21 protein-coding genes are annotated in these 21,046 nt (G+C 47.3%); 11 read left to right on the top strand and 10 right to left on the bottom strand.

All coding sequences use genetic code 11. From position 1 onward, the window contains the following. Positions 1-14 precede the first annotated feature (14 nt). The 4 genes from GO003_RS20510 to GO003_RS20495 are packed head-to-tail and all read right to left on the bottom strand — an operon-like array spanning position 15 to position 1,915. Positions 15-626, bottom strand: coding sequence for a DUF1788 domain-containing protein (locus tag GO003_RS20510; protein WP_231089112.1), 612 nt, complete (start codon positions 624-626; stop codon positions 15-17). Then, positions 623-1,216, bottom strand: a complete 594-nt coding sequence (locus GO003_RS20505) for a DUF1819 family protein (RefSeq protein ID WP_231089111.1) — start codon at positions 1,214-1,216, stop codon at positions 623-625. The genes GO003_RS20510 and GO003_RS20505 overlap by 4 nt, the downstream gene beginning before the upstream one ends. 17 nt (positions 1,217-1,233) lie before the next feature. Further along, on the bottom strand, positions 1,234-1,437 hold the full coding sequence (gene mads1, locus GO003_RS20500; protein WP_159653260.1) for a methylation-associated defense system helix-turn-helix domain-containing protein MAD1: 204 nt from the start codon (positions 1,435-1,437) through the stop codon (positions 1,234-1,236). After that, a complete protein-coding gene (locus GO003_RS20495) occupies positions 1,409-1,915 on the bottom strand; it encodes a hypothetical protein (protein WP_159653258.1) in 507 nt (168 codons plus the stop codon). The genes mads1 and GO003_RS20495 overlap by 29 nt, the downstream gene beginning before the upstream one ends. Before the next feature lie 59 nt (positions 1,916-1,974). Between GO003_RS20495 and GO003_RS26695 the strand changes: the two genes are divergently transcribed. The 3 genes from GO003_RS26695 (at position 1,975) to GO003_RS20480 (ending at position 4,990) form a co-directional block, all read left to right on the top strand. Next, positions 1,975-2,262, top strand: coding sequence for a hypothetical protein (locus GO003_RS26695; RefSeq protein WP_159653256.1), 288 nt, complete (start codon positions 1,975-1,977; stop codon positions 2,260-2,262). 357 nt (positions 2,263-2,619) lie between these two features. Then, positions 2,620-3,150, top strand: a complete 531-nt coding sequence (locus tag GO003_RS20485) for a M48 metallopeptidase family protein (RefSeq protein WP_269144431.1) — start codon at positions 2,620-2,622, stop codon at positions 3,148-3,150. A gap of 166 nt (positions 3,151-3,316) precedes the next feature. Then, positions 3,317-4,990, top strand: coding sequence for an ABC-F family ATPase (locus GO003_RS20480; RefSeq protein WP_231089110.1), 1,674 nt, complete (start codon positions 3,317-3,319; stop codon positions 4,988-4,990). 49 nt (positions 4,991-5,039) lie between these two features. On the opposite strand, the gene GO003_RS20475 is transcribed toward GO003_RS20480, so the two are convergent. Next, on the bottom strand, positions 5,040-5,567 hold the full coding sequence (locus GO003_RS20475) for an REP-associated tyrosine transposase (RefSeq protein ID WP_159653254.1): 528 nt from the start codon (positions 5,565-5,567) through the stop codon (positions 5,040-5,042). A gap of 66 nt (positions 5,568-5,633) precedes the next feature. Next, positions 5,634-6,767 (bottom strand): GNAT family N-acetyltransferase, encoded by a 1,134-nt coding sequence (locus GO003_RS20470; RefSeq protein WP_159653252.1) that lies wholly within the window; start codon positions 6,765-6,767, stop codon positions 5,634-5,636. A 63-nt stretch (positions 6,768-6,830) separates the two neighbouring features. Here GO003_RS20470 and GO003_RS20465 point away from each other — a divergent pair, with 63 nt between their 5' ends. After that, complete coding sequence (locus GO003_RS20465) at positions 6,831-7,445, top strand: DUF938 domain-containing protein (RefSeq protein WP_159653250.1); 615 nt, start codon at positions 6,831-6,833, stop codon at positions 7,443-7,445. A gap of 50 nt (positions 7,446-7,495) precedes the next feature. Here GO003_RS20465 and GO003_RS20460 read toward each other — a convergent pair whose 3' ends face one another. Next, on the bottom strand, positions 7,496-8,770 hold the full coding sequence (locus tag GO003_RS20460; protein ID WP_231089109.1) for a DEAD/DEAH box helicase: 1,275 nt from the start codon (positions 8,768-8,770) through the stop codon (positions 7,496-7,498). Positions 8,771-9,202: 432 nt separating this feature from the next. On the opposite strand from GO003_RS20460, the gene GO003_RS20455 reads away from it, so the two are divergent. The 3 genes from GO003_RS20455 (at position 9,203) to GO003_RS20445 (ending at position 11,217) form a co-directional block, all read left to right on the top strand. Further along, positions 9,203-10,087, top strand: a complete 885-nt coding sequence (locus GO003_RS20455; protein WP_159653248.1) for a hypothetical protein — start codon at positions 9,203-9,205, stop codon at positions 10,085-10,087. Then, a complete protein-coding gene (locus tag GO003_RS20450) occupies positions 10,084-10,770 on the top strand; it encodes a rhomboid family intramembrane serine protease (RefSeq protein ID WP_159653246.1) in 687 nt (228 codons plus the stop codon). Before GO003_RS20455 ends, GO003_RS20450 begins: the two co-directional genes overlap by 4 nt. Before the next feature lie 120 nt (positions 10,771-10,890). Continuing rightward, the gene (locus GO003_RS20445; protein ID WP_159653244.1) at positions 10,891-11,217 is read left to right on the top strand and encodes a hypothetical protein; all 327 of its coding nucleotides are present in this window, start codon (positions 10,891-10,893) and stop codon (positions 11,215-11,217) included. Between the two features lie 6 nt (positions 11,218-11,223). Here the strand turns inward: GO003_RS20445 and uvrA are convergent, their stop codons facing one another. The 3 genes from uvrA to bioA all read right to left on the bottom strand — a co-directional run bounded on the left by uvrA (position 11,224) and on the right by bioA (position 18,456). Next, complete coding sequence (gene uvrA / locus GO003_RS20440) at positions 11,224-14,046, bottom strand: excinuclease ABC subunit UvrA (protein WP_159653242.1); 2,823 nt, start codon at positions 14,044-14,046, stop codon at positions 11,224-11,226. 261 nt (positions 14,047-14,307) lie between these two features. Continuing rightward, positions 14,308-17,145, bottom strand: a complete 2,838-nt coding sequence (locus GO003_RS20435; protein WP_159653240.1) for a calcium-translocating P-type ATPase, PMCA-type — start codon at positions 17,143-17,145, stop codon at positions 14,308-14,310. A 6-nt stretch (positions 17,146-17,151) separates the two neighbouring features. Next, positions 17,152-18,456: an adenosylmethionine--8-amino-7-oxononanoate transaminase gene (bioA, locus tag GO003_RS20430; RefSeq protein WP_159653238.1), complete on the bottom strand. Its 1,305-nt coding sequence runs from the start codon at positions 18,454-18,456 to the stop codon at positions 17,152-17,154. Positions 18,457-18,731: 275 nt separating this feature from the next. Between bioA and GO003_RS20425 the strand changes: the two genes are divergently transcribed. The 4 genes from GO003_RS20425 (at position 18,732) to GO003_RS20410 (ending at position 21,007) form a co-directional block, all read left to right on the top strand. After that, positions 18,732-19,583: an ABC transporter permease gene (locus GO003_RS20425; RefSeq protein WP_159653236.1), complete on the top strand. Its 852-nt coding sequence runs from the start codon at positions 18,732-18,734 to the stop codon at positions 19,581-19,583. A 38-nt stretch (positions 19,584-19,621) separates the two neighbouring features. Further along, positions 19,622-19,903 carry a DUF2442 domain-containing protein gene (locus tag GO003_RS20420; protein ID WP_159653234.1) on the top strand — a complete coding sequence of 94 codons (282 nt, stop codon included), beginning with the start codon at positions 19,622-19,624 and terminating at the stop codon, positions 19,901-19,903. Between the two features lie 171 nt (positions 19,904-20,074). Continuing rightward, positions 20,075-20,689: a hypothetical protein gene (locus tag GO003_RS20415; protein ID WP_159653230.1), complete on the top strand. Its 615-nt coding sequence runs from the start codon at positions 20,075-20,077 to the stop codon at positions 20,687-20,689. 69 nt (positions 20,690-20,758) lie between these two features. Beyond that, positions 20,759-21,007, top strand: a complete 249-nt coding sequence (locus GO003_RS20410; protein WP_159653228.1) for a UPF0175 family protein — start codon at positions 20,759-20,761, stop codon at positions 21,005-21,007. The last annotated feature ends 39 nt before the right edge of the window (positions 21,008-21,046 follow it).

Genomic DNA, 21,046 nt, shown 5'->3' with positions numbered 1-21,046 from the left:
TACGCTTCCTTCGTTTATGCTTCACAATGAAATAGGTTAAATGCGCGGTAATACTTGTCGTCATGGAGTTTGCCAAATAGATCGAGCGAGGCTCCTGATTCCAGCGAGTGGGTGTAGGCACCCGGAAAAAATAGGACGGTTGGCTTTTCTTTTGCGGTGCTCTGTAAGTTATTCAAGACATTATGTGAGCGAATATAAGGGAACACCTCGCCAACGCCTGAAAGGAATAGCACATCAAAATCACTGTCCCTTAGTTTGACGGCAATGGCCGGGGTAAGATGAGCCTCGGGATCAAGCACTCCTTGTAACAATTCCTTAAACTGATCCTTGGAAACTGATACTTCCATATCAAGAACCTGTTCCCAAATTTCCCGACTTTTGAGTATTTCGATAGAGAGGTCATACAGGTTGATCTCTAATATCCGGACCCCCGCCTGCTCTAGCCGATTAACTAATTGGCGCTGCAGCTTGTCCATCTCATTAGCTTCTTCGGGTTTAAAGGGGCAAATGAAAAAAGGCACCTCGTTTCCTAAGCCTTGTTTATTAAGAAATCGTTGTCCGGAGATCACCGCAAAGAGATGTTGAAATCTCTCCTGCATCGATTTTTTTGCACTATCTGTCCTCACCTTGTCATTCCTTTTAAGTCAGATTCGAACGCTGGAAAAAATAAGAGGTCATTACGCTTATCAGGCGGTATTGCTGCCAAAATCCTGTAACTCAGTATGGCCGCATTGATGCTAATTTTTGGCGTTAGGAGTTCTGCTTCTCTCAGAATCTTGAACAGAACCTGGCGAAGTTTATTTCTGGTAGTTAGGCTGATGTCATCAAGCTCGGTATGCCATTCCGATTTTTTGTTGAAAAAGAAATCAAAGTCTTCATAACTCAAATGGTTTTTTAGCGTGATGTATCGCTCTCGAAGAACTTCAATAGCAAAGTCACCAATAAACCGGTACCGACGACAAATTGCGAGCCACAAAAGATAGCCTTGCTCTTGCGAATTAGTTGTTACAAGCAAGTCCAGCTCAGTAGGGCAAAGATTTTTTAACCGGGAAATGATTTCTCGACAGACACGTTTAGAAGTACTGAGTGTTCTGGCTTGTAATAAATTTTCCGAGAGGACTTTATCTCGAACAATAGTCCAATCATTAAGCTCAAGGTACAGTACAGCAAATATCACCGATTCTCGGCGAAAAAGTCCGCCGGTCGTAAATGACATACTATACCTGTCGTGATTCATTCTGTATCCGGATGCCTTTTTGTCTGCTCAGCACCACCACCGGCCTCAACCCAGGCATCAACTTGCTCTTTCTTAAATTTCCAAAGCCGACCAACACGATGAGCAGGCATCGATTTGTCATTGATCCACTTGTAAACCGTATCCCGCTTTACGCCGAGATAATCACAAATTTCATCTACGGATAGCCATCTGTCTTCCATCGTCTTTGAACTCAGCGCTGAATGTTTTAATGGGACTCATTCTAAAAGAAATAGTATAGCAACGGAACCACATAAAACAGGTTAAATCATTAGTAATCGTTACAAATTGGCAGGATTTCAGAAAGGGGGAGATTGTTATGAAGACACCGGTCATGGTCCACTGCTTCATTACCTTGTAATCGGCTACCATTCGATCATCGTTGGGATAAAACTCCAGTTTTTGTCGCATCAATACCTTCATCATATGCGCCATCACCAGAGATACCGGTGGATGCTCTTGATCGTTGAGCGCCGTTTCCAAATCCCTTGCCATTTCCTCCTTTAACACCGGCATGCTCATAAGAAACTCAAGTGCCTGTTCGGCGCGCTGCTCTTCAGGCATATTGGCTATATTCCAGGCAGCAATAGACAGGATGATCAGCTTTTTATAGTCATCAAATGACAAATCGTCATAATCATAGGGCTCACTGATTTTCATCAGGGCTTCGAACAACTATCCTGATACAGGGGGAAACCGACGAAAACGAAAACAATAACGTGCTCAAGAACCACGGTTATCATTTCGACCATAACTTCGGTCACGGTCAACACCCTTTAGCGAATTTGATGGCCACACTGGTGCTACTCGCCTGTTTGCTTCATACCACGCTGGATTGGGTCGATGCCAATTACCCTGGTATGCGCGGTTTTCTACCCTCACGACGGACTTTTTTAAAACATCTTCGCGCTTTAATGCAGTATCTTCCATTCGATGGCTGGGATCATTTGGTGCAGTTTATGCCTAAAGGACTCAACGGCACAATTCCTCTCCGGGTAGGGTTTTAAAATGAGAATTGCTGAATTTTTGGAGACTAATGTAAATTTCGCTGGCATCCAGGGCCAATACGATAAAATTAATACCGAGACTATCAATGTCTATTAAACCAATCCGCAGTGACGAGGATTGTTTGAGGCGTTTCAACGACTTTAGTTTATTTTTCAAGAAGAGTGCAAACCGGAAACGGATGAAATGGAAATACGGGTGGCTTTGATTGAGGCTTATGAAAACTAGTATTACTAGATCACGCCGCTGGATCCTATTGATGAGAATCCTTTGGCCAATTAAAACCTCATCTTTGCCGGTCTGGAAAAACCACTTACCGATACGTTCGCTTAAAATATGTTTTGGAACGAGCAACCGCAATGTCAACGACAATAAATCAACAACCTATGAAATCGCTAAGTTACCTGGGCGGCTATCCGGAGCCGGTTATTGAGCGGGTCAAGTCATTGATCAATGCCGATCAGTTGGGTGAGCAAATTTTAAAGCGCTATCCTGCAGCCCATGAAATCAGGACTGACAAGGCTTTGTATCAATATGTCATGAGCCTTAAAAATGAACGTCTCAAAATGTCATCGCCGCTGAGCAAAGTGGCTTATGACGATAAAATTAGCGTGCTAAATGATGCATTGGGCCTGCATACCCAGATTTCGCGCGTTCAAGGTTCACGGCTTAAAGCTAAGAATGAAATCCGGGTGGCGGCTGTCTTTAAAAAAATGCCGGTTGAGTTTCTCAGAATGATTGTGGTCCACGAACTGGCCCATTTGCGTGAAAAAGACCATAACAAAGCGTTTTACCAACTGTGCGCGCACATGGAGCCGGATTATCATCAGCTGGAATTTGACACCCGTCTCTATTTGACGCATGTCGAGTTATCCGGCACGCTTTATTAACGATCTAGCGACATTTCAGCAAGGCTGACAGCCGTCATTTTTGAGTCTTGTTTACTCGTTGCTCATTACTTTGGGCTACTTTAAAACGCTCGAAAATGGTAGGATGGTCAGCTGAAAAATTGCCTGCGACTTAAGCCTTTTTATGATGTCAAAAGTCGGCGCAATCATGCAATTGACAAGCTTCGCTGTCGAGCCCATCTTTTTTTCTTCATCACCACTTTATCGACCACATTTCGGATACAACACCTTGATTTCTACTGCCAATATCACCATGCAATTCGGGGCTAAACCCCTCTTCGAAAATATTTCCGTCAAATTCGGCGAAGGCAACCGCTACGGCCTAATCGGCGCTAACGGATGCGGCAAATCCACCTTCATGAAAATCCTGAGCGGCGATCTCGATCCGACACAGGGCAATGTCAGTACGTCGCCAAACGAGCGTATCGGGAACCTGCGTCAGGATCAGTTTGCTTTTGAAAACTATACCGTTATCGATACCGTCATCATGGGCCACAAAGACCTGTGGCGGATCAAACTGGAACGTGATCGTATTTACGGTTTGCCGGAAATGACCGAAGAAGAGGGCATGCACGTTGCCGAACTGGAAGTGCAGTACGGTGAAATGGACGGTTATACCGCCGAATCCCGAGCCGGTGATTTGCTGTTGGGTCTCGATATCCCGATTGAGCAACACTATGGCTTGATGAGTGCCGTTGCACCGGGCTGGAAGTTGCGCGTGCTGCTGGCTCAAGCCTTGTTCGCCGATCCTGATATTTTGTTGCTGGATGAGCCGACCAACAACCTGGATATCAACACGATCCGCTGGCTGGAAGGTGTGTTGAGCCAGCGCAACAGCACGATGATTATCATCTCGCATGACCGGCATTTCTTGAACAGTATCTGCACCCACATGGCGGATATGGATTACGGCGAGTTGAGAGTTTATCCGGGTAATTACGACGAATACATGACCGCCGTTACGCAAGTACGCGATCGCTTGTTGTCGGAAAATGCCAAGAAAAAAGCCCAGATTGCTGAATTGCAAACATTCGTCAGCCGTTTTTCGGCGAATGCCTCCAAAGCCAAGCAGGCCACCTCGCGGGCTAAATTGATCGATAAAATCAAACTGGATGAAGTCAAACCATCCAGCCGGGTTAATCCGTTCATCCGTTTCGACCAGGATAAAAAACTGTTTCGATTGGCGGTGGAAGTTGACAATCTCACCAAAGGCTATGGCGCAGAGCCCTTATTCAAAAACCTGAATTTAATGGTCAGTGTCGGTGAGCGTGTTGCCGTAATCGGGCCCAACGGTATCGGCAAGTCCACGCTGTTACGCACACTGGTGGGCGATTTGACACCCGATGCCGGCGAAATCAAATGGTCGGAGAATTCCGATATAGGCTATTTTGCCCAGGATCATGCCTCCGATTTTGAAGAAGATCTAAGCTTGATCGAATGGATGGGGCAATGGCGCAAAGAAACGGATGATGACCAAACCATACGCGGCACACTGGGCCGGATGTTGTTCTCGCAAGATGATATCAACAAATCGGTCAAGGTGGTTTCGGGCGGAGAGCAGGGCCGGTTATTGTTCGGCAAGCTGATATTGCAAAAGCCCAACATCATGATCATGGATGAGCCGACCAACCATTTGGACATGGAATCGATAGAATCATTGAACAATGCCCTGGAAAATTATCCCGGTACGCTGATTTTCGTCAGTCACGACCGTGAGTTCGTCTCATCGCTAGCGACCCGCATCATTGAATTGACACCGGACGGCATTAACGACTTTAGTGGTAATTACGAAGATTATTTGTTGAGCCAGAATATCAGTTAGATCAAAAAAAAGTAGCCCGTATGCAGCGTAGCGTAATACGGGTTTCCTATTATTCACCATAATGTTCAGCATTTTTGGAGGACGAGATGGCCCAGTTTTCCGGAAGTAAGCCGAGCCTGACGTAATTATGGAAAGAAGAATGAGGCCAGTCTGTTGCACTTTGAGTCAATCCATGTTTTATGGGATTCCAGTGAATGTAATCGACATGCCGGTTAAAATCGTTGTCGTCACGGATGGTGTGTTCCCAAAACCGTCTTTGCCATAATTGATGCTCACCGCGTTTATCCTGAGTCAAAGTTAATCCGGTTTTTTTGAGTTGAAAAGTAAATTGGGCTTTGATGGCTCTCCATCGTCCTGAGTAATCGGCATCACCTTTGGGAAGTGTCCAAATTGTATGTAGATGATCCGGCAAAATCACAACTGCATCAATCGTAAAAGGATGTTGCTTCTTTACAGAACGAAAAGCCTCTCGCAAAAGTTCAACATGCCGTACCAGAATATCCGATTGACGATTTCTCAGTGTGACCGTGAAAAAATACGTTCCACCTTCAATTCGATTTCGTCGGTATAAAACCATTGCTAGGCCTCTACGTTTTTTGGGTGGACGTGGATTCGGCCCGGATTCCGCTTTGCTCCATCCAGGCTACGTTTGTTTAAACGGCAGCAGGGTTTGTGCGTAATCACGGTATTGTTCTATGTGTTTTTGCTCGCGATCAAGAAATCGTTTGATGGCCTGCGCAAAGTCCTGATTTTGCAGCCAGTGTGCGGAATGGGTCAAAACCGGCTCGAAACCTCGGGTGATTTTGTGTTCGCCCTGAGCACCGGAATCAAAATGGCTCAGCTTATTGAGAAGGCAATAATCGAGGCCTTGATAGTAGCACGCCTCGAAATGCAGGCTGTTAAACTCTTCGTAACATCCCCAATAACGGCCGTAAAGTGTCGTTTCGCTGAGTAGACTCAATGCTGCACCCACATAGCGCTCGTCTTTAACGGCCAGGATAAGTAATAAATTCTCCGGCATTGTAGCTGCAATGTTTAGAAAAAAATCCAGCGGCAAATAAGGCCGCATGCCGCGTTTGATGTAAGTCATTTGGTAAAACAGGTAAAAAGCGGTCCATTGTGATTCGGAAATCTCGCTTCCTCGCAGGTGCAGAAAGTGAATGCCTTGTTCGTCTACCCGGCGCCGTTCGCGTTTGACCTGCTTGCGTTTAGCGGAAGAAAAACGCGCCAGATAATCGGCAAAATCCCGGTAACCCAGGTTATGCCAATGAAACTGCACGTCAGATCTAAGCAGTAAACCGGCTCCCTCTAGCAATTCGGCTTGGTCGTTGACGGGAAACAGACAATGCCAGGATGAAATGCCTTGTATCGCGGACTGTTCCTGTATAAAAGCAATCAGTAACGCGACGACTTCTGATGAGTTGACTGTGTTCTGAATAATGATTCGGGGACCCTGACAAGGTGAATAAGGAACCGCGGTCAGCCATTTGGGATAATAGTCCTGGCCTTGTTGCTGATAAGCCTGAGCCCACTGATGGTCGAACACATACTCGCCTTGGGAGTGATGTTTAAGGTATAGCGGCATCAGTGCGATCAGTTCATTATTTTCATAGACCAGCAGATGTTTGGGTTCCCAGCCGGTTTGCGCGCAGACTGCACCGGATTGTTCCAATGCGTTCAGAAATTCGTGTCGCAGAAACGGGTAAGTGAAACCGGTCAGGCTGTTCCACTGGTCTTTATCGATTTCACTGAGGCTGGATAGCTGTTTTACAATCATCTTTAAAACTGACGGGTTAAATCGGAGTTAGTTAGAGATTATCACTTTTTGGAGCATTTGCGTTTGAATCAGCCTAAACCCTTCTCTCAGGCATGTGAGAATAACAAAGAACCTATTTTGCACGTATTGCGACAGATATTCGTCAAGCCGCTAACCGTATGGGAAATCGGCAGCGGGACAGGTCAGCATGCGTGCCATTTTGCCGGTCATCTGCCGCATGTGATCTGGCAGCCTGCTGACAGAGCGGAGTATTTGCCGGGTATCGAGCAATGGATAAGTGAAGCCGGCTTGAGTAACCTCAAGTCACCGGTGGCGCTGGATGTGAATGATGCGGTCTGGCCATGCACCCGTATTGAGGCGTTGTTTACCGCCAATACATTGCACATCATGTCATGGCAGGATGTGACGGTATTGTTTGCCCGCTTGAAATCCTTGTTGGCAGAGGATGCAACAGTCTGTATTTATGGGCCTTTTAACTATAACGGGCAATACACCAGCGCCAGTAATGAATTTTTTGACCAGTCGCTTAAAGCGCGGGATTTATTAAGTGGCATCCGTGATTTCGAGGCGGTTGCGGCTGAAGCGCAAAACGCGGGAATGAATCTTGTCGATGATCATGCGATGCCCGCTAACAACCGGCTGCTGGTGTTTCAGAAAATCCGTTTGGAAACAGGCTAACCGAACTTAAGCCGATCGGATTTGGAATCCCGGATGCCCCGGTCTTCGGGCTAAGATTTGTTTTCAGTTGATGTCTCGACGGCGCTGGGTTTGCGCCGTTTGCCGATATTTTTCTTATCGCGTAATCGCACTTTCTCTTTCTTGACCGGTTTTTTCTCTGGCGCCGACTCTTTTTTCTTGGTGCCGGCCGCTTTACCGGATGATTTGAGTTTTTTCGGACCGGTATAGTGGCCTTCCATGCCTTTAATGGTTCTTCGGGTCAAGCGTTGATTCAGATAGCGTTCAATTCCGGCAAGCTGATTCCATTCCCTTGAGTTGATCAGAGAAATGGCCACACCTTCATTTTCTGCGCGTCCTGTTCTGCCGATCCGGTGCACATAATCGGTGGCATTGCGAGCCAGATCGAAGTTGATTATCAGATCGACGCCTTCAATGTCCAGGCCCCGAGCAGCAATGTCGGTAGCAACCAGGATATTGATAACGCCATCCCTGAAGAAAGTCATCACCTTGTTTCTTTCACTCTGATCCATATCCCCATGCAGGCTGCCGACTCTTAATTTATGGCCGCGCAACGGTCCACGCAGTTTATCGACGTTGATTTTGGTGTTGGCAAACACCAGCGCTTTGCCGTAGGTTTCGTTGCTGAGCAGCCAGGTGAGTAATTTTTGTTTGTGTTCAAAATCATCGGCCAGTACCATTTGCTGATGAATCTGGCTGTGGACTTCCTGAATGCCGTTGAGATAAATCGGTTGAGGGTCGTTCAGGATGGTGCGGGCAACACCTTTTAAATTGGGATTGAGTGTCGCTGAAAAAAACAAGGTCTGACGCGTTTTGTTGCATTGCTCGACGATGCTGACAAGGTCATTGCCATAACCCATTTCCAGCATGCGATCGGCTTCATCAACAACCAGCACACTGATGTTATTGAGATTGGCAGAGCCCTCATTGATCAGTTCCAGCAAACGGCCCGGCGTCGAAATGACGATGTGCGTATCGTTACGGAACAGTCCGGATTGTTTTTTAAAATCTTCACCACCGGTGATCAGGCCGGATGTTATTGAAGTAAACTCGGCCAGCAGTTGGCATTGTTTATGGATTTGACGGGCCAACTCACGGGTAGGTGCAAGAATCAGGGCGCTGACGCCCGAAGCATTAAGACGTTCATCAAGAAGACGCTGCAACAGCGGCAGAAGGTAAGCTGCGGTTTTCCCGCTGCCGGTTTTGGCGGCTACCCAGAGGTCTTTACCTTCCAGCGCTGCCGGAATGCAATGCGCCTGGACTTCGGTCGCTTGTTTAAAACCCATTTGCTCAGTGGCTTTTAACAAGCAATCATCAAGATTGAAATTTATAAAGGTAACAGGCGATAACGCAGTATCGGAAAAGTTTGGCATAGATAGTTAGGGATTCGATTGAATGTGCGACTTTAAAACAGAAACAACAGCGATGTAGGGAGCCCCTGAGCTTAGGATATATTCCGTCCTGGCCTTGGCAGTGATCAGGTAAAGTGATAGACACGCGGCGCAAAAAAGTGTGCAACGAAAGCGGTATCTATTATCGACCGGGCAATTAACAACAAAAGCCGTGTAAAGGTTGTTACGTAAAAAATGCCCCATGGTACGCGTAGAAGCCTGAATTATCAACTTGTCTAAAGCGCTGAATTGTGCGTAATGGATTCAGTGATAAGCTACGTAACGTTTAATTTTGTTTTGGTCCTAAAAGCTTTGCCTTTTGATAAAAATAACGACAGGAGTGTCAATATGAAATTGTTAGCCGGCTTTGTCATGAAGGGCCCATTTCAGGCGATTGCCGTCGCCGGTATGCTGGGTGCTTTGTCTCAATATGTGTTGCCTTTGGGCTTGATCAGTAGCGGAGTCATCGCTCTTTGCGTACTGACGCGAAAAGACCTTGAATGGTTAATTGTTTTATCGGTGACCGTTTTGATCGTATTAATCAGTCAGCAATTTGTGGTTCCACGACCCGGGTTGGGCTATCCGTTGATCTTGTTTTTGCTGGGACCGGTCGTTGTTTGTGCCAAAACGCTTAAAGTGACCGAATCGCAGTCTGCAGCTATTTTTTTGGCCGTGATATTTGCAGCAATCACGGCTTTATTCGTTCAGTTTGCTTCCGGCAACGCCGTTCAATGGTGGTCGGACTGGCTAAAAATTGCCGTCGAAGGGGTTAAAGAAGCCGATTATGACGGCTTTGTAAAAAGCGGTACCTTGCTGTTAATGAACGGTCTGATCGGGATGCTGTTTGCTTTTGCGATCAGCGCATCCGTATTTATCGGACGGTGGCTGCAGGCCGGTCTTTATAACCCGGGCGGATTTGGCAAGGAATTCAATCAAATCAAATTTACCTGGACCCATGTGATATCGATGGGTGTGGTTGTTCTGTTAGCAATGTTAATTAAAGAGCGGCTGGCGAATGATCTGATTCTGATTTTTGCGGTTGCCTTCTTTTTTCAAGGAATGTCAGTTCTTCATTACACCGTAGCGGCTCAGGATAAAAATAAATACTACCTCTGGCCGCCTTATCTGTTATTTTTTGTCATGCCTCACTACGTTGTTTTTGGTATGGCTACGGTTGGAATTGTTGATGTTTTGTTGAATTTTAGAAAATCTATCAGAGTAATTAAACGATGATACCTATCAGAGATACCGCTCCCTGCAATTCAAGACCTTATGTCACATGGACGTTGATGGCGATATGCATCGTGATATTTATTGCGATGAAACTGATGCCCTTTGAGCAAAGTAATCGCTTGCTCTTCCTATACGGTATGGTGCCTTTGAGATATGGCAATCCGGAATGGGCTGTGCATTTTGGCTTGCCGAATGATTACCATTTTTCGTTTATAAGCAATCTGTTTCTGCACGGCGGGTGGTCACATCTGATTATCAATATGTGGTTTATGTGGATATTTGGCGATAACGTCGAAGATCGGATGGGCAAGTTCAATTACCTGTGCTTTTACCTGCTCTGCGGCTTGCTGGCTACTGCCATGCAATGGTATTTCGATCCCATGCTGGCGATTCCGGTAGTAGGGGCTTCCGGGGCGATTGCCGGTGTCTTGGCCGCTTACTTTTTTCTGTATCCGATGGAAAGAGTTATTTTGTGGGTGCCGATTTTCTTTTTGCCCATCATTATCCATGTGCCCGCTATCGGTTTTCTGGGTTTGTGGGTGATTATTCAGCTATACAAAGGAAGCACTTCTGTCATCTTTGAAGGCGGTGCGGCAGATGTTGCCTGGTGGGCGCACCTGGGCGGATTTATTGCCGGCGGGTTTTTGTACCGCTTCTTTCTTAAAAAAGAGCCTCCGCAATAATGCATGAAATAAAATCGCTTTTATGTATAATACACCCCTTTTAATTAGCGCCTTTCATGCAATGAAAGTCAGATTTGGCTGGCTTGTGAGGTTTCTCGATCCTGCCTGGGAATAGAAAAAATGAATAAATTAAATGTTGGGCTAGTAAGACTTTTTCAGTTTATTGTGTTTGTAGTATTTGTGTTTGTCGTCATCGTTTACTTTGGCGCGATGGTCTTGTTGCCTTTGGACGCCATTGTCATGTTAATCAAGTTGTTTAGCGTGATTGGTTTAAATGCCTTTATCTCCGCTTTTATTGCCATTCCCGCTATCGGCTACCTGGGCCTTATCGTCTATAAAACACCCGGTTTGTGCAAGTTGGTTGTGGACACGGGCGTTGAACTGATTACGCTGGGTAAAGCAAAAGTCGAAGCGTTTAACGCCATAGCCGATTCCGTCAAATCATAAACTGCGTTATTCAAAAAAACGTTTCAAATAGTAGCCTGTATGGGAGTGTTCCTGTCTGCATATCTCGGCAGGCGTCCCTTGGGCTACTAGCATTCCCCCCCCATCGCCACCCTCCGGTCCCATATCAATCACCCAATCTGCGGTTTTGATAACGTCAAGGTTATGTTCGATGACAACCAGTGTATTACCGTGATCCCGCAAGGTATGCAGTACTTTAAGTAATTGCTTGATGTCATGAAAGTGCAGGCCGGTCGTCGGTTCATCGAGTATATAAAGGGTTTTTCCGGTATCCCGTTTTGACAACTCCTTCGCTAATTTAACCCGTTGCGCTTCGCCGCCTGACAGCGTGACTGCATTTTGCCCCAAGGTGATGTAGTTCAAGCCCACTTCAGTCAACGTATCCAGTTTTCGTGCGAGCATCGGCACCGCGCTGAAAAAATGCGCAGCATCTTCTACCGTCATATTCAATATTTCGCTGATGGTTTTGCCTTTGTAACGAATTTCCAGTGTTTCGCGGTTATAACGTTTGCCCCCGCAATTGTCGCAATTGACAAAAATGTCGGGCAGAAAATGCATTTCCACTTTGATAACACCATCGCCTTTGCAGGCTTCGCAGCGGCCGCCTTTGACATTAAAACTGAACCGGCCGGGTGTGTAACCGCGTGAACGCGCTTCCTGTGTGGCGGCAAACAACTCGCGTATGGGAGTGAAAATACCGGTGTAAGTGGCCGGATTGGACCTGGGTGTGCGGCCGATGGGGCTTTGATCGATGTCGATGACTTTATCGAAAAAATCAAGTCCTTCCACATTGTCGCAAGGAGCCGGTAAAGTGCCGGCGCGGTTAATGGCGCGGGCCGCAAAGCGGTAGAGCGTGTCATTGATCAGTGTCGATTTGCCGGAACCGGAAACACCGGTTACGCAGGTCAGCAACCCGACCGGGATTTCGATGTTGACCTGCTTCAGGTTATTGCCGTGTGCGTTGCAAATAGTGATTTTTTTATCAGGATTGACCGGCGTCGTGGTTTCGGGAATGGCTATCGTTTGAATGCCGGCCAGATATTGACCGGTCAATGATGACGGATTGGCGATAATTTCATCCGGCGTACCTTGCGCAACAATTTGTCCTCCGTGGACACCCGCCCCCGGACCAATGTCCACAACATGCTGAGCGGCGCGGATCGCGTCTTCATCATGTTCGACCACAATCACGGTATTTCCCAGATCGCGCAGCCGGAATAAGGTTTTCAGCAGACGTTCGTTATCGCGCTGATGCAAGCCTATGGACGGTTCATCCAGTACATACATGACACCGACCAGACCTGCGCCAATCTGACTCGCCAGCCGGATGCGCTGCGCTTCTCCTCCGGAGAGGGTATCGGCACTGCGATCCAGCGTTAAGTAATCCAGTCCGACATTGACGAGAAATTCCAGTCTTTCGACGATTTCCTTGACGACTTTTGCGGCGACTTCGCCGCGTTTGCCGGGCAGATCAAGCGTTTCGAAAAAGCTGAGCGATTTGCGTATAGGGAAGCGGGTGGCTTCATGCAAGGGCAGTTCATTGATGAACACATTACGCGCTGCCAAATTCAGGCGTGCGCCGTTGCAGGTATTACAGGGTTTTTGCGAAAGGTATTTAGCCAGCTCTTCCCGTACCATTTGCGAATCGGTTTCATGATAGCGGCGTTCCATGTTGGCAATAATGCCTTCAAACGGGTATTTCCGGGTTTGGTGTCCATGGGGGCCGTTCATAAATTTAAAATGAATGACCTCCTGTCCGCTACCGAACAGCAAGATGTTTTGTAGGGTTTCCGGTAATTCCTGATAAGGCTGTTCCGGATCGAAGCCATAATGCTCGGCCAGCGAACAGATCATTTGGAAGTAATATCCGTTGCGCCTGTCCCAGCCTCGAATAGCACCGCCTGCCAGGCTGATTTCCGGATTATGAATCACCAATTGCGGATCAAAATGTTGCTTGACGCCCAAGCCATCGCAACTGGGACACGCGCCTTTCGGGTTGTTAAACGAGAATATGCGGGGCTCAAGTTCGGTCAGGCTGTAGCCGCAGTGAGGGCAGGCATAGCGTTCGGAAAAGAGCAGGGTGGTTGAATCGCCTTCTTCCATGCTGACTGCCAGAGCAATACCTTCCGAGATGCGTAACGCGGTTTCAAAGGACTCGGCCAGACGCAAGCTGATATCTTCGCGGACTTTAAACCGGTCAACGATGACTTCGATGGTGTGTTTCTTTTTCGGATCCAGCGTGGGGGAATCGTCCAGGTCGACAACGACGCCATCAATGCGGGCTCTGATAAAGCCTTGCGAGCGTAAGTCCTCGAATAATTGCAGATGTTCGCCTTTTCTGTCGTTAATTACCGGTGCCAGCAGCATCCAGCGCTGCCCTTCGGGCTGGGCCAAAACGGTATCGACCATTTGACTGATCGTTTGCGCGGCCAGCGAAACCTGATGCTCAGGGCAACGCGGGGTTCCGGCCCGGGCATACAGCAAGCGCAGATAATCATAAATTTCGGTGATGGTGCCGACGGTGGATCGCGGATTGTGCGACGTGGATTTTTGTTCGATGGAGATGGCCGGAGACAAGCCTTCAATATGATCGACATCCGGTTTTTCCATCATCGAAAGAAACTGACGGGCATAAGCAGAGAGCGATTCCACATAGCGCCGCTGGCCTTCAGCGTAAATCGTATCAAATGCCAGTGAAGATTTGCCGGAGCCCGAAAGGCCGGTAATCACTATGAGCTGATCACGAGGTAAATCCAGATCGATATTTTTGAGATTATGGGTTCTAGCGCCGCGTATGCTGATGGTGTCCATTAATTGTCCGTATATAAAACAGCCTTGTACTATAAGGCTTATCATCGCTTAATTCAAAACTAAGGACATAGCTTGAATAACTTAATGGGTATCTGATCACCCCGCACCTACGTTACAAGCCTATCGATTCATTACGATGGCCTTAACTAAAAGGTACCTCCCATTTTATAAGGTTCAGAAGCCATGGATGGTGTTGGACTTTCCCATCCTTGCAACCTGATTTTCTCGGCTCATACCAGCAAGAAAACGCTGCAATTCGTGCTAAATGCTCTTTTTCGGTTTGCATTTTACTATTGCCGATATACAGCGTTGCAGCAGTTTTCGCGTTTCTTCCAATACTAATACTGATGCCGCAATGCCCGTAGCCAAAAGCCAGTCGTTTAATGTCAACGGCACGGTATGAAAAATGAGTTGCGCGGGCGGCCAGTGTACAACCAGGATTTGCAATAACACGACGCAAACCAGAGCCAGCCAGAGCATGTGGTTCATGAAAAATTGCCGGTTAAATGCCGAACGTTTTTCCGAGCGGGCGTTAAACACGTTGAATATCTGAAACAGCACAAAAGTGGTGAAAGCCAGAGTGATGGCATGACTTTTATCGCTATTTTGCAGGCTGTAAGCCAAAATGCCCAATGTGCCGCAAGCCATGGTGAGACCATAACTGAACAAATTGCCAAAGCGCGGCAATGACAGAATTCGTGACTTGGGTGGGCGAGGGGGCTCGTTCATGCAGGCGGGACGCGATGGATCGATTCCCAAAGCAATGGCGGGCGGACCGTCCATAATGATATTGATCCACAATAACTGAATCGCCGAAAAAGGCACAGGCAGACTCAGTAGCGGCGCTGCGGCAACGGTCAATATAGCGCCAATATTGGTCGACAACTGATAGCGTATAAATTTAATCATGTTTTCGTACAGGCTGCGTCCTTCCTGAACAGCTCTGACAATGGTTGCAAAATTGTCGTCCGTCAGAATCATCGACGCTGATTCGCGGGCAACATCCGTACCGCTGATGCCCATGGCTACTCCGATATCGGCATGTTTGAGTGCGGGCGCGTCATTGACGCCATCTCCGGTCATTGCGACGACTTCGCCGTTTTCTTGTAAGGCAGTGACAATGCGTACTTTCTGTTCGGGAGCAGTGCGGGCAAATACTGCAATATGATCGATTTGTTCAGCTAACGCCTGATTATCCAGTTTCGCTAATTCATCACCGTCCATTACATTACCGCTTAGACCTAATTCATCAGCAATGGCGGTTGCCGTCACTTTTTGATCGCCGGTAATCATTTTGACCTTGATACCTGCCTTGCGGCACAAAGCAATTGCCTCTCTGGCTTCCTGTCTGGGCGGGTCCATTAAACCGATCAAGGCAATGAATCCGAGATTATTGATGTGGCTTAGCAAATCGCCTTGTGGATTAAAGTCTTCAGCGGCAATATCGGTCATGGCGACAGCGAGTATACGCAGCCCTGTCGCTGCCATACGTTCGTTTGCATTGATGATTTTGACATGCTCGACCGGGTTGTTGGAGCCTGAGGCATTCAGTTGATAGGTGCAATGCGATAACAGTATTTCGGGCGCGCCTTTGATAAATACCACGACCCGTTCACCTTGTTCGTGGAAAGTTGCCATAAACTTGTTTGCCGCATCGAATGGGATTTCAGCCAATCGTTTGAATTGCGATTTAACCGCCGCACTATCCAGTCCGCCTTTTGCCGCCAAGACCAGCAAAGCGGCTTCCATAGGGTCACCTATGACTTGACCCTCGCGCAATTGGCTGTCATTGCACAATATCAAGGCGTTTAACAGCGGTGCAAAGTCGATAGGAACGCTGTCGCTGTCCAGCTTGATTTCGCCCGTTAAACTGTAGCCTTGGCCACTCACGCCATAGTGATTGTCTTGATAGTGTAAGGCTCTTACCGTCATTTGATTATGGGTTAACGTACCGGTTTTATCGCTGCAAATAACCGTCGTGCAGCCCAGTGTTTCGACGGCCGCCAGGCGTTTAACGATGGCGTTTTGCCGGGCCATCCGGTGCATGCCCAAAGCCAGCGTGACGGTTACAACTGCAGGTAAACCCTCGGGAATTGCGGCCACTGCCAATGCAATGGCGGTAAAAGCGGTCTTGATTAAAGGTTCGCCGCGAAGCAGCGCACTTGCGAATAAAAGTAAAATAATCACAAATGCACTAAAAGCCAGCCGCTTGCCCAAACTGTCAAGCTGGACTTGCAAAGGGGTTGAGCTTTCGGATGAAGAAGCTAAAAGATCAGCTATTCGGCCGATTGCGGTCTGCATGCCGGTTTCGGTGACTATCATTTCTGCCCGGCCGTGAGTAACGACCGTATTCATGAACAGCCGATTGCTTTGTTCGGAAAGAGGACTATCCTTTTTTTCCAGCTTGCCGGCCCTTTTAGGGACAGGAATGGATTCACCGGTTAATGAAGATTCGTCAATTTCCAGGCTATGGGCATTGACGATAAGCCCGTCTGCTGGGAGTTTGTCCCCTGCTTCCAAAATCACTAGATCGCCGGGTACCAATTGAGTGACGAACAGTTCCTGAATATGCTCATCCCGTTTGACTTTGGCTTTTAACGCCAGCATTTTTTTGAGGGCGGCCAGGGATTGTTCGGCCCGGTATTCCTGATAAAACCCCAAAAATGCGTTGATCAGCACAACGGTTAATATGACGAGTCCATCCCGTATATCCCCTATCGCTGCTGCCAATAACGCCGCAAAAATCAGGATAACGATCAGAAAATTTTTAAATTGAGATAATAACAGGTAGCCAATCGAGGTCGGTGGCGCTTCCATCAATTGATTGGGGCCAAATTTAATCAAGCGTTCGTCTGCTGATTTTGACGACAAGCCCTGAGCAGAAGCATCCAGGCGCTTAAATACTTCGTTGATTGCCAGGGTATGCCAATCGAGAGATTTGGGTGGTGGCTGGGATGGTTGTTTTAGATGATGTTTACCTCGCCGGCGCCTGACTAGAAAAACAACTGAGAGTCCGACACCAAGGATTAATACCAGGATGGCGATAGCTTTTATTGTTGCCGGGTTTAGATCGTTAAAATAAACAAGCCATTTATTCATATATATTTATGCTGTATTGCCTTCACTGATAACTATGTACACTGCCGAGGTTAATGATTGAAGCTGGGATGCGCTGATAATGAAGGGGGGCATCAGATAAATCAATCGTCCGAATGGCCTTAACCATACTCCTAGCTCTACCAGTCTGGCCTGAATTTTGGCAACAGCGACCGATTCCCGCATTTCAACTACACCTATTGCGCCTAAGACCCTGACGTCATTGACTCCCGGTAAATCGCGGCAACGCGACAGACCTTTGTTTAAGCCGCGTTCAATCATCGCTGTATTGGCTTGCCAGTCTGATTCCAGTAACACATCGATGCTGGCCGAGGCGATACGGCAAGCCAAAGGGTTGCCCATAAAAGTAGGGCCATGCATGAAGCACCCGGCTTCACCATTCGATATGACTCGGGCAATAGCCTGGCTGGTCAGCGTCGCAGCTAAAGACAAATAGCCGCCGGTTAACGCTTTTCCGATACATAAAATATCCGGTGAAATATCGGCATGTTCACAAGCAAACAAACGGCCGGTGCGGCCAAATCCCGTGGCGATTTCATCAGCGATCAACAGCACTTGATAGCGGTCGCAGAGCTCGCGCGCTGCCTTCAGATAACCGGGATGATAAAACCACATCCCGCCTGCACCTTGAACAACAGGCTCCAGAATCAAGGCTGCACAGTTGTCGTGGTTGGCTTTTAACAGCGTTTCCAGTTGAACGGTATCATCAGGGTGCCAGACGGCGCCAAAACGGCAAGCAGGGCGAGGCGCAAATAACTGCTTGGGCATCACATCGCCAAATAAATGATGCATGCCGGTGACCGGGTCACACACCGACATTGCGCCAAAGGTATCGCCATGATACCCCCCGCGCAACGCAATAAACCGGTGCTTATGGCTTTTTCCCTGCGCCTGCCAGTATTGAATCGCCATTTTTTGAGCCACTTCTACACTGACTGAGCCGGAATCACAATAGAACACGGCATCAAGATTTTCAGGTGTCATCTCAATTAAACGCTGCGCAAGCTCAATCGCAGGAGAATGAGTTATGCCGCCGAACATGACATGCGACATTTTGTTTAATTGATCGCTGGCCGCCTGATTTAAACGCGGGTGGTTATAACCATGAATCGCGGCCCACCAGGAGGACATGCCGTCGATCAGCTCTCGCCCATCTGTTAATTTGAGCATAACGCCTGCAGCAGATTCGACCGCATAAACAGGATCCGGAGCAGTCAACGACGTGTAAGGGTGCCAAATATGCTGACGATCGAAAGCCAACATCGAGTTATCTGAAGTAAAAGTATCTGTCATGCGTTATGCGAAACCAGTGGAAAGCACGCTTAAAGGTCAACCATGTTGAGTGAGGTAATCATCTTACCGCTAATCAACGGGAAAGTGAGTGTCCAGACGCACAAAGGATCAGTTAATTAATTGTTCCCGGTTTGCAGTAGGGTTTTAGCATAGGCGAAATAGAAGACTCGCACTATACTCATGGCACTTTGAATTTAAGTAAACGGTTTAGGTTTGAGTTGTATTCTGTTGGCAACCTAACAAGAAACTGAATTGATATACGAACATCCCTTTAAATGGAAAAACAACACGAAATTATCACCGTCTATACACCCAATGCTCGCCGTCAGTCCGGTCTTTTAGTCTGGGTGATCATGGTTAGATCTGTCTGGCAAAGCAGGGAGCTCATCCTGAGGTTGATGAAAAGAGATTTTGCTGTCCGCTACCGGCAATCGATTTTGGGTTATGTCTGGGCCGTTCTTCCGCAAATTGTCACAGTAGCTCTATTTACCTTTTTGGCTAAACACAGGGTCTTTGACATGGGTGAAACCAGTTTGCCTTATGTCTTGCACGCATTATGGAGCTTATCCGTTTGGCAGCTATTTTCAAGTTGTTTGGTGGGTAGCACCAACAGCTTGGTTAATGCCGGTTCATTGGTGACAAAAATCAACTTTACCAAAGAAGCCCTGGTGTTTGCTTCAGTTGGGCAGGCAGGTATCGATTTTTTGATACGTTTGGTACCGATTGCTGCTGTATTCATCTGGTACGGTTATTTGCCTTCAATACATGCTTTGGCCATTCCTCTCATCTTGATTTTGGTCATTATGATGGCGCTCGGTATCGGTTTTTTCATGGCCATACTCAACTTGGTGTTTCGTGATGCGGGTAATGCAATCAGTATGATCCTGACGTTCGGCATGTTTTTAGCACCAATTCTCTATCCGCCCCCGATCAGAGAGCCCTTTGTATGGGTAAATACGTTAAATCCGTTCAGTCCTCTGGTCATCGCTACTCAGGAATTGTTGGCCGGCCAAACGTTAAGTCAAATGACAGCATTGCCGGTTGCAGCGGGAATAGCCATAATGGTTTTATTATTGGGCTGGCGGGTTTTTTATATTACCCTGCCCAGAATTGCCGAGCGGGCTTGAATACCATTTACACCTGAACGTATCAACGGGAGACTCAAATGAAAGGCACCTCAATCAATATAATCTCCGCAATGCAAATAGGAGAATTCCGCATCAGGCTCATTTTTGATGACAACACCTCACAAGAAATTGACTTCAAATTATTTCTTTCCCGCTCACATCATCCCGACATTCGAGCATACTTGGAACCGGCCCGTTTTGCGGGTTTTAGAGTGGAATATGGTGAATTAATTTGGGGCGATTACGAACTTTGCTTTCCAATCATTGATCTCTATCGCAATTCGATTGAACACAATCAAACCACAAACGTTTCTGCATGATGGGTATTGGAATCGAAACGGAATTAAAATGTGATTCAACCAATAACAAAATAGACAAGTCACTGATGACCATCGCCAATGACGTTGAAGAAACGATTATCGAATCAGAGGCCACTCCAACAAGACCTATGGCTCTGGAAAGCTCAATGATTGAGGATTAGTGAAATGGGGATGTTTGATTCGTTCCACATCGAACTGGATGGTCGGGACTTGGAAATCCAGACTAAACGTTTTGACTGTATACTGGAAACATACCGTCAGGGTGACTGGATCGCTGGCGCAACTTTTGGAATAGCAGTCTATTTCGATGTTTTGCACCTCGATGCCGATGGCAGACTGGTTTATAGCCCGGACGGCGTGCGAGTGCGTACGCTGACATTATTTGTCGTTATTGCGCATGGTGTCTTTGTGACTTATCAGTTATGCGATGGTGAATTGACATCTGAAGCGATAGCACAGAAGTTACGACAATTGAGGGAAGAATGGCGCAATTCGTCTCGCTTGCATAGCGTTCTGGTGGAGTCGCTGCAAACCAAACAGGAGCAGATTCGCTTATTGCAAGCGCGGCTCAATCGTGCCGCAGCGGTTATAGACAGCGCTAGGCGACTACGAAGCGGTGATCCGCTTAATGGGATTTTCGATCGCTTTAGAGAGGAAACGCAACGATTGATCAAAGGAGATGAGCCACTTGATGTGGTGGCCTGGGTATTGGCAAATGACGAGGCCGCCACAGGTTCGTTTCGCGATAATGCCGGTTCCGATCCATTGGCCGAATATCGGCTCTGAACTTAGCGAAAAGGGTGAGTTCCATTGTTGTGCTAGCAATTACAAAATCTCAAATAACCGAGAAACGCCATGCAAATCCTTATCAATGTGCCACCCAATCTGCCCGGTGCGATCCAATGCACACCTGAACAATTTGCTCGTGAAGCCAAAATAGCCATGGCTGTAAAGTTATTCGAAATGAAACGACTCTCATCAGGCATGGTGGCTACACTTGCGGACATGGAGCGTGTGTCTTTTTTAGCGGAACTACAACGCTACAATGTGGCCATGATCGATCTCAATACCAATGAACTCCATAGCGATATAAACAATGCATAAAAATGCGAAAGCAATACCGGGTCAGCCTCTGTTTCCGGC

The sequence above is a fragment of the Methylicorpusculum oleiharenae genome, assembly GCF_009828925.2.
GTDB classification, from domain to species: Bacteria; Pseudomonadota; Gammaproteobacteria; order Methylococcales; family Methylomonadaceae; genus Methylicorpusculum; species Methylicorpusculum oleiharenae.
The sequence above is the reverse complement of the archived record's forward strand: the minus strand, read 5'-3'. Positions and strand labels throughout refer to the sequence as shown.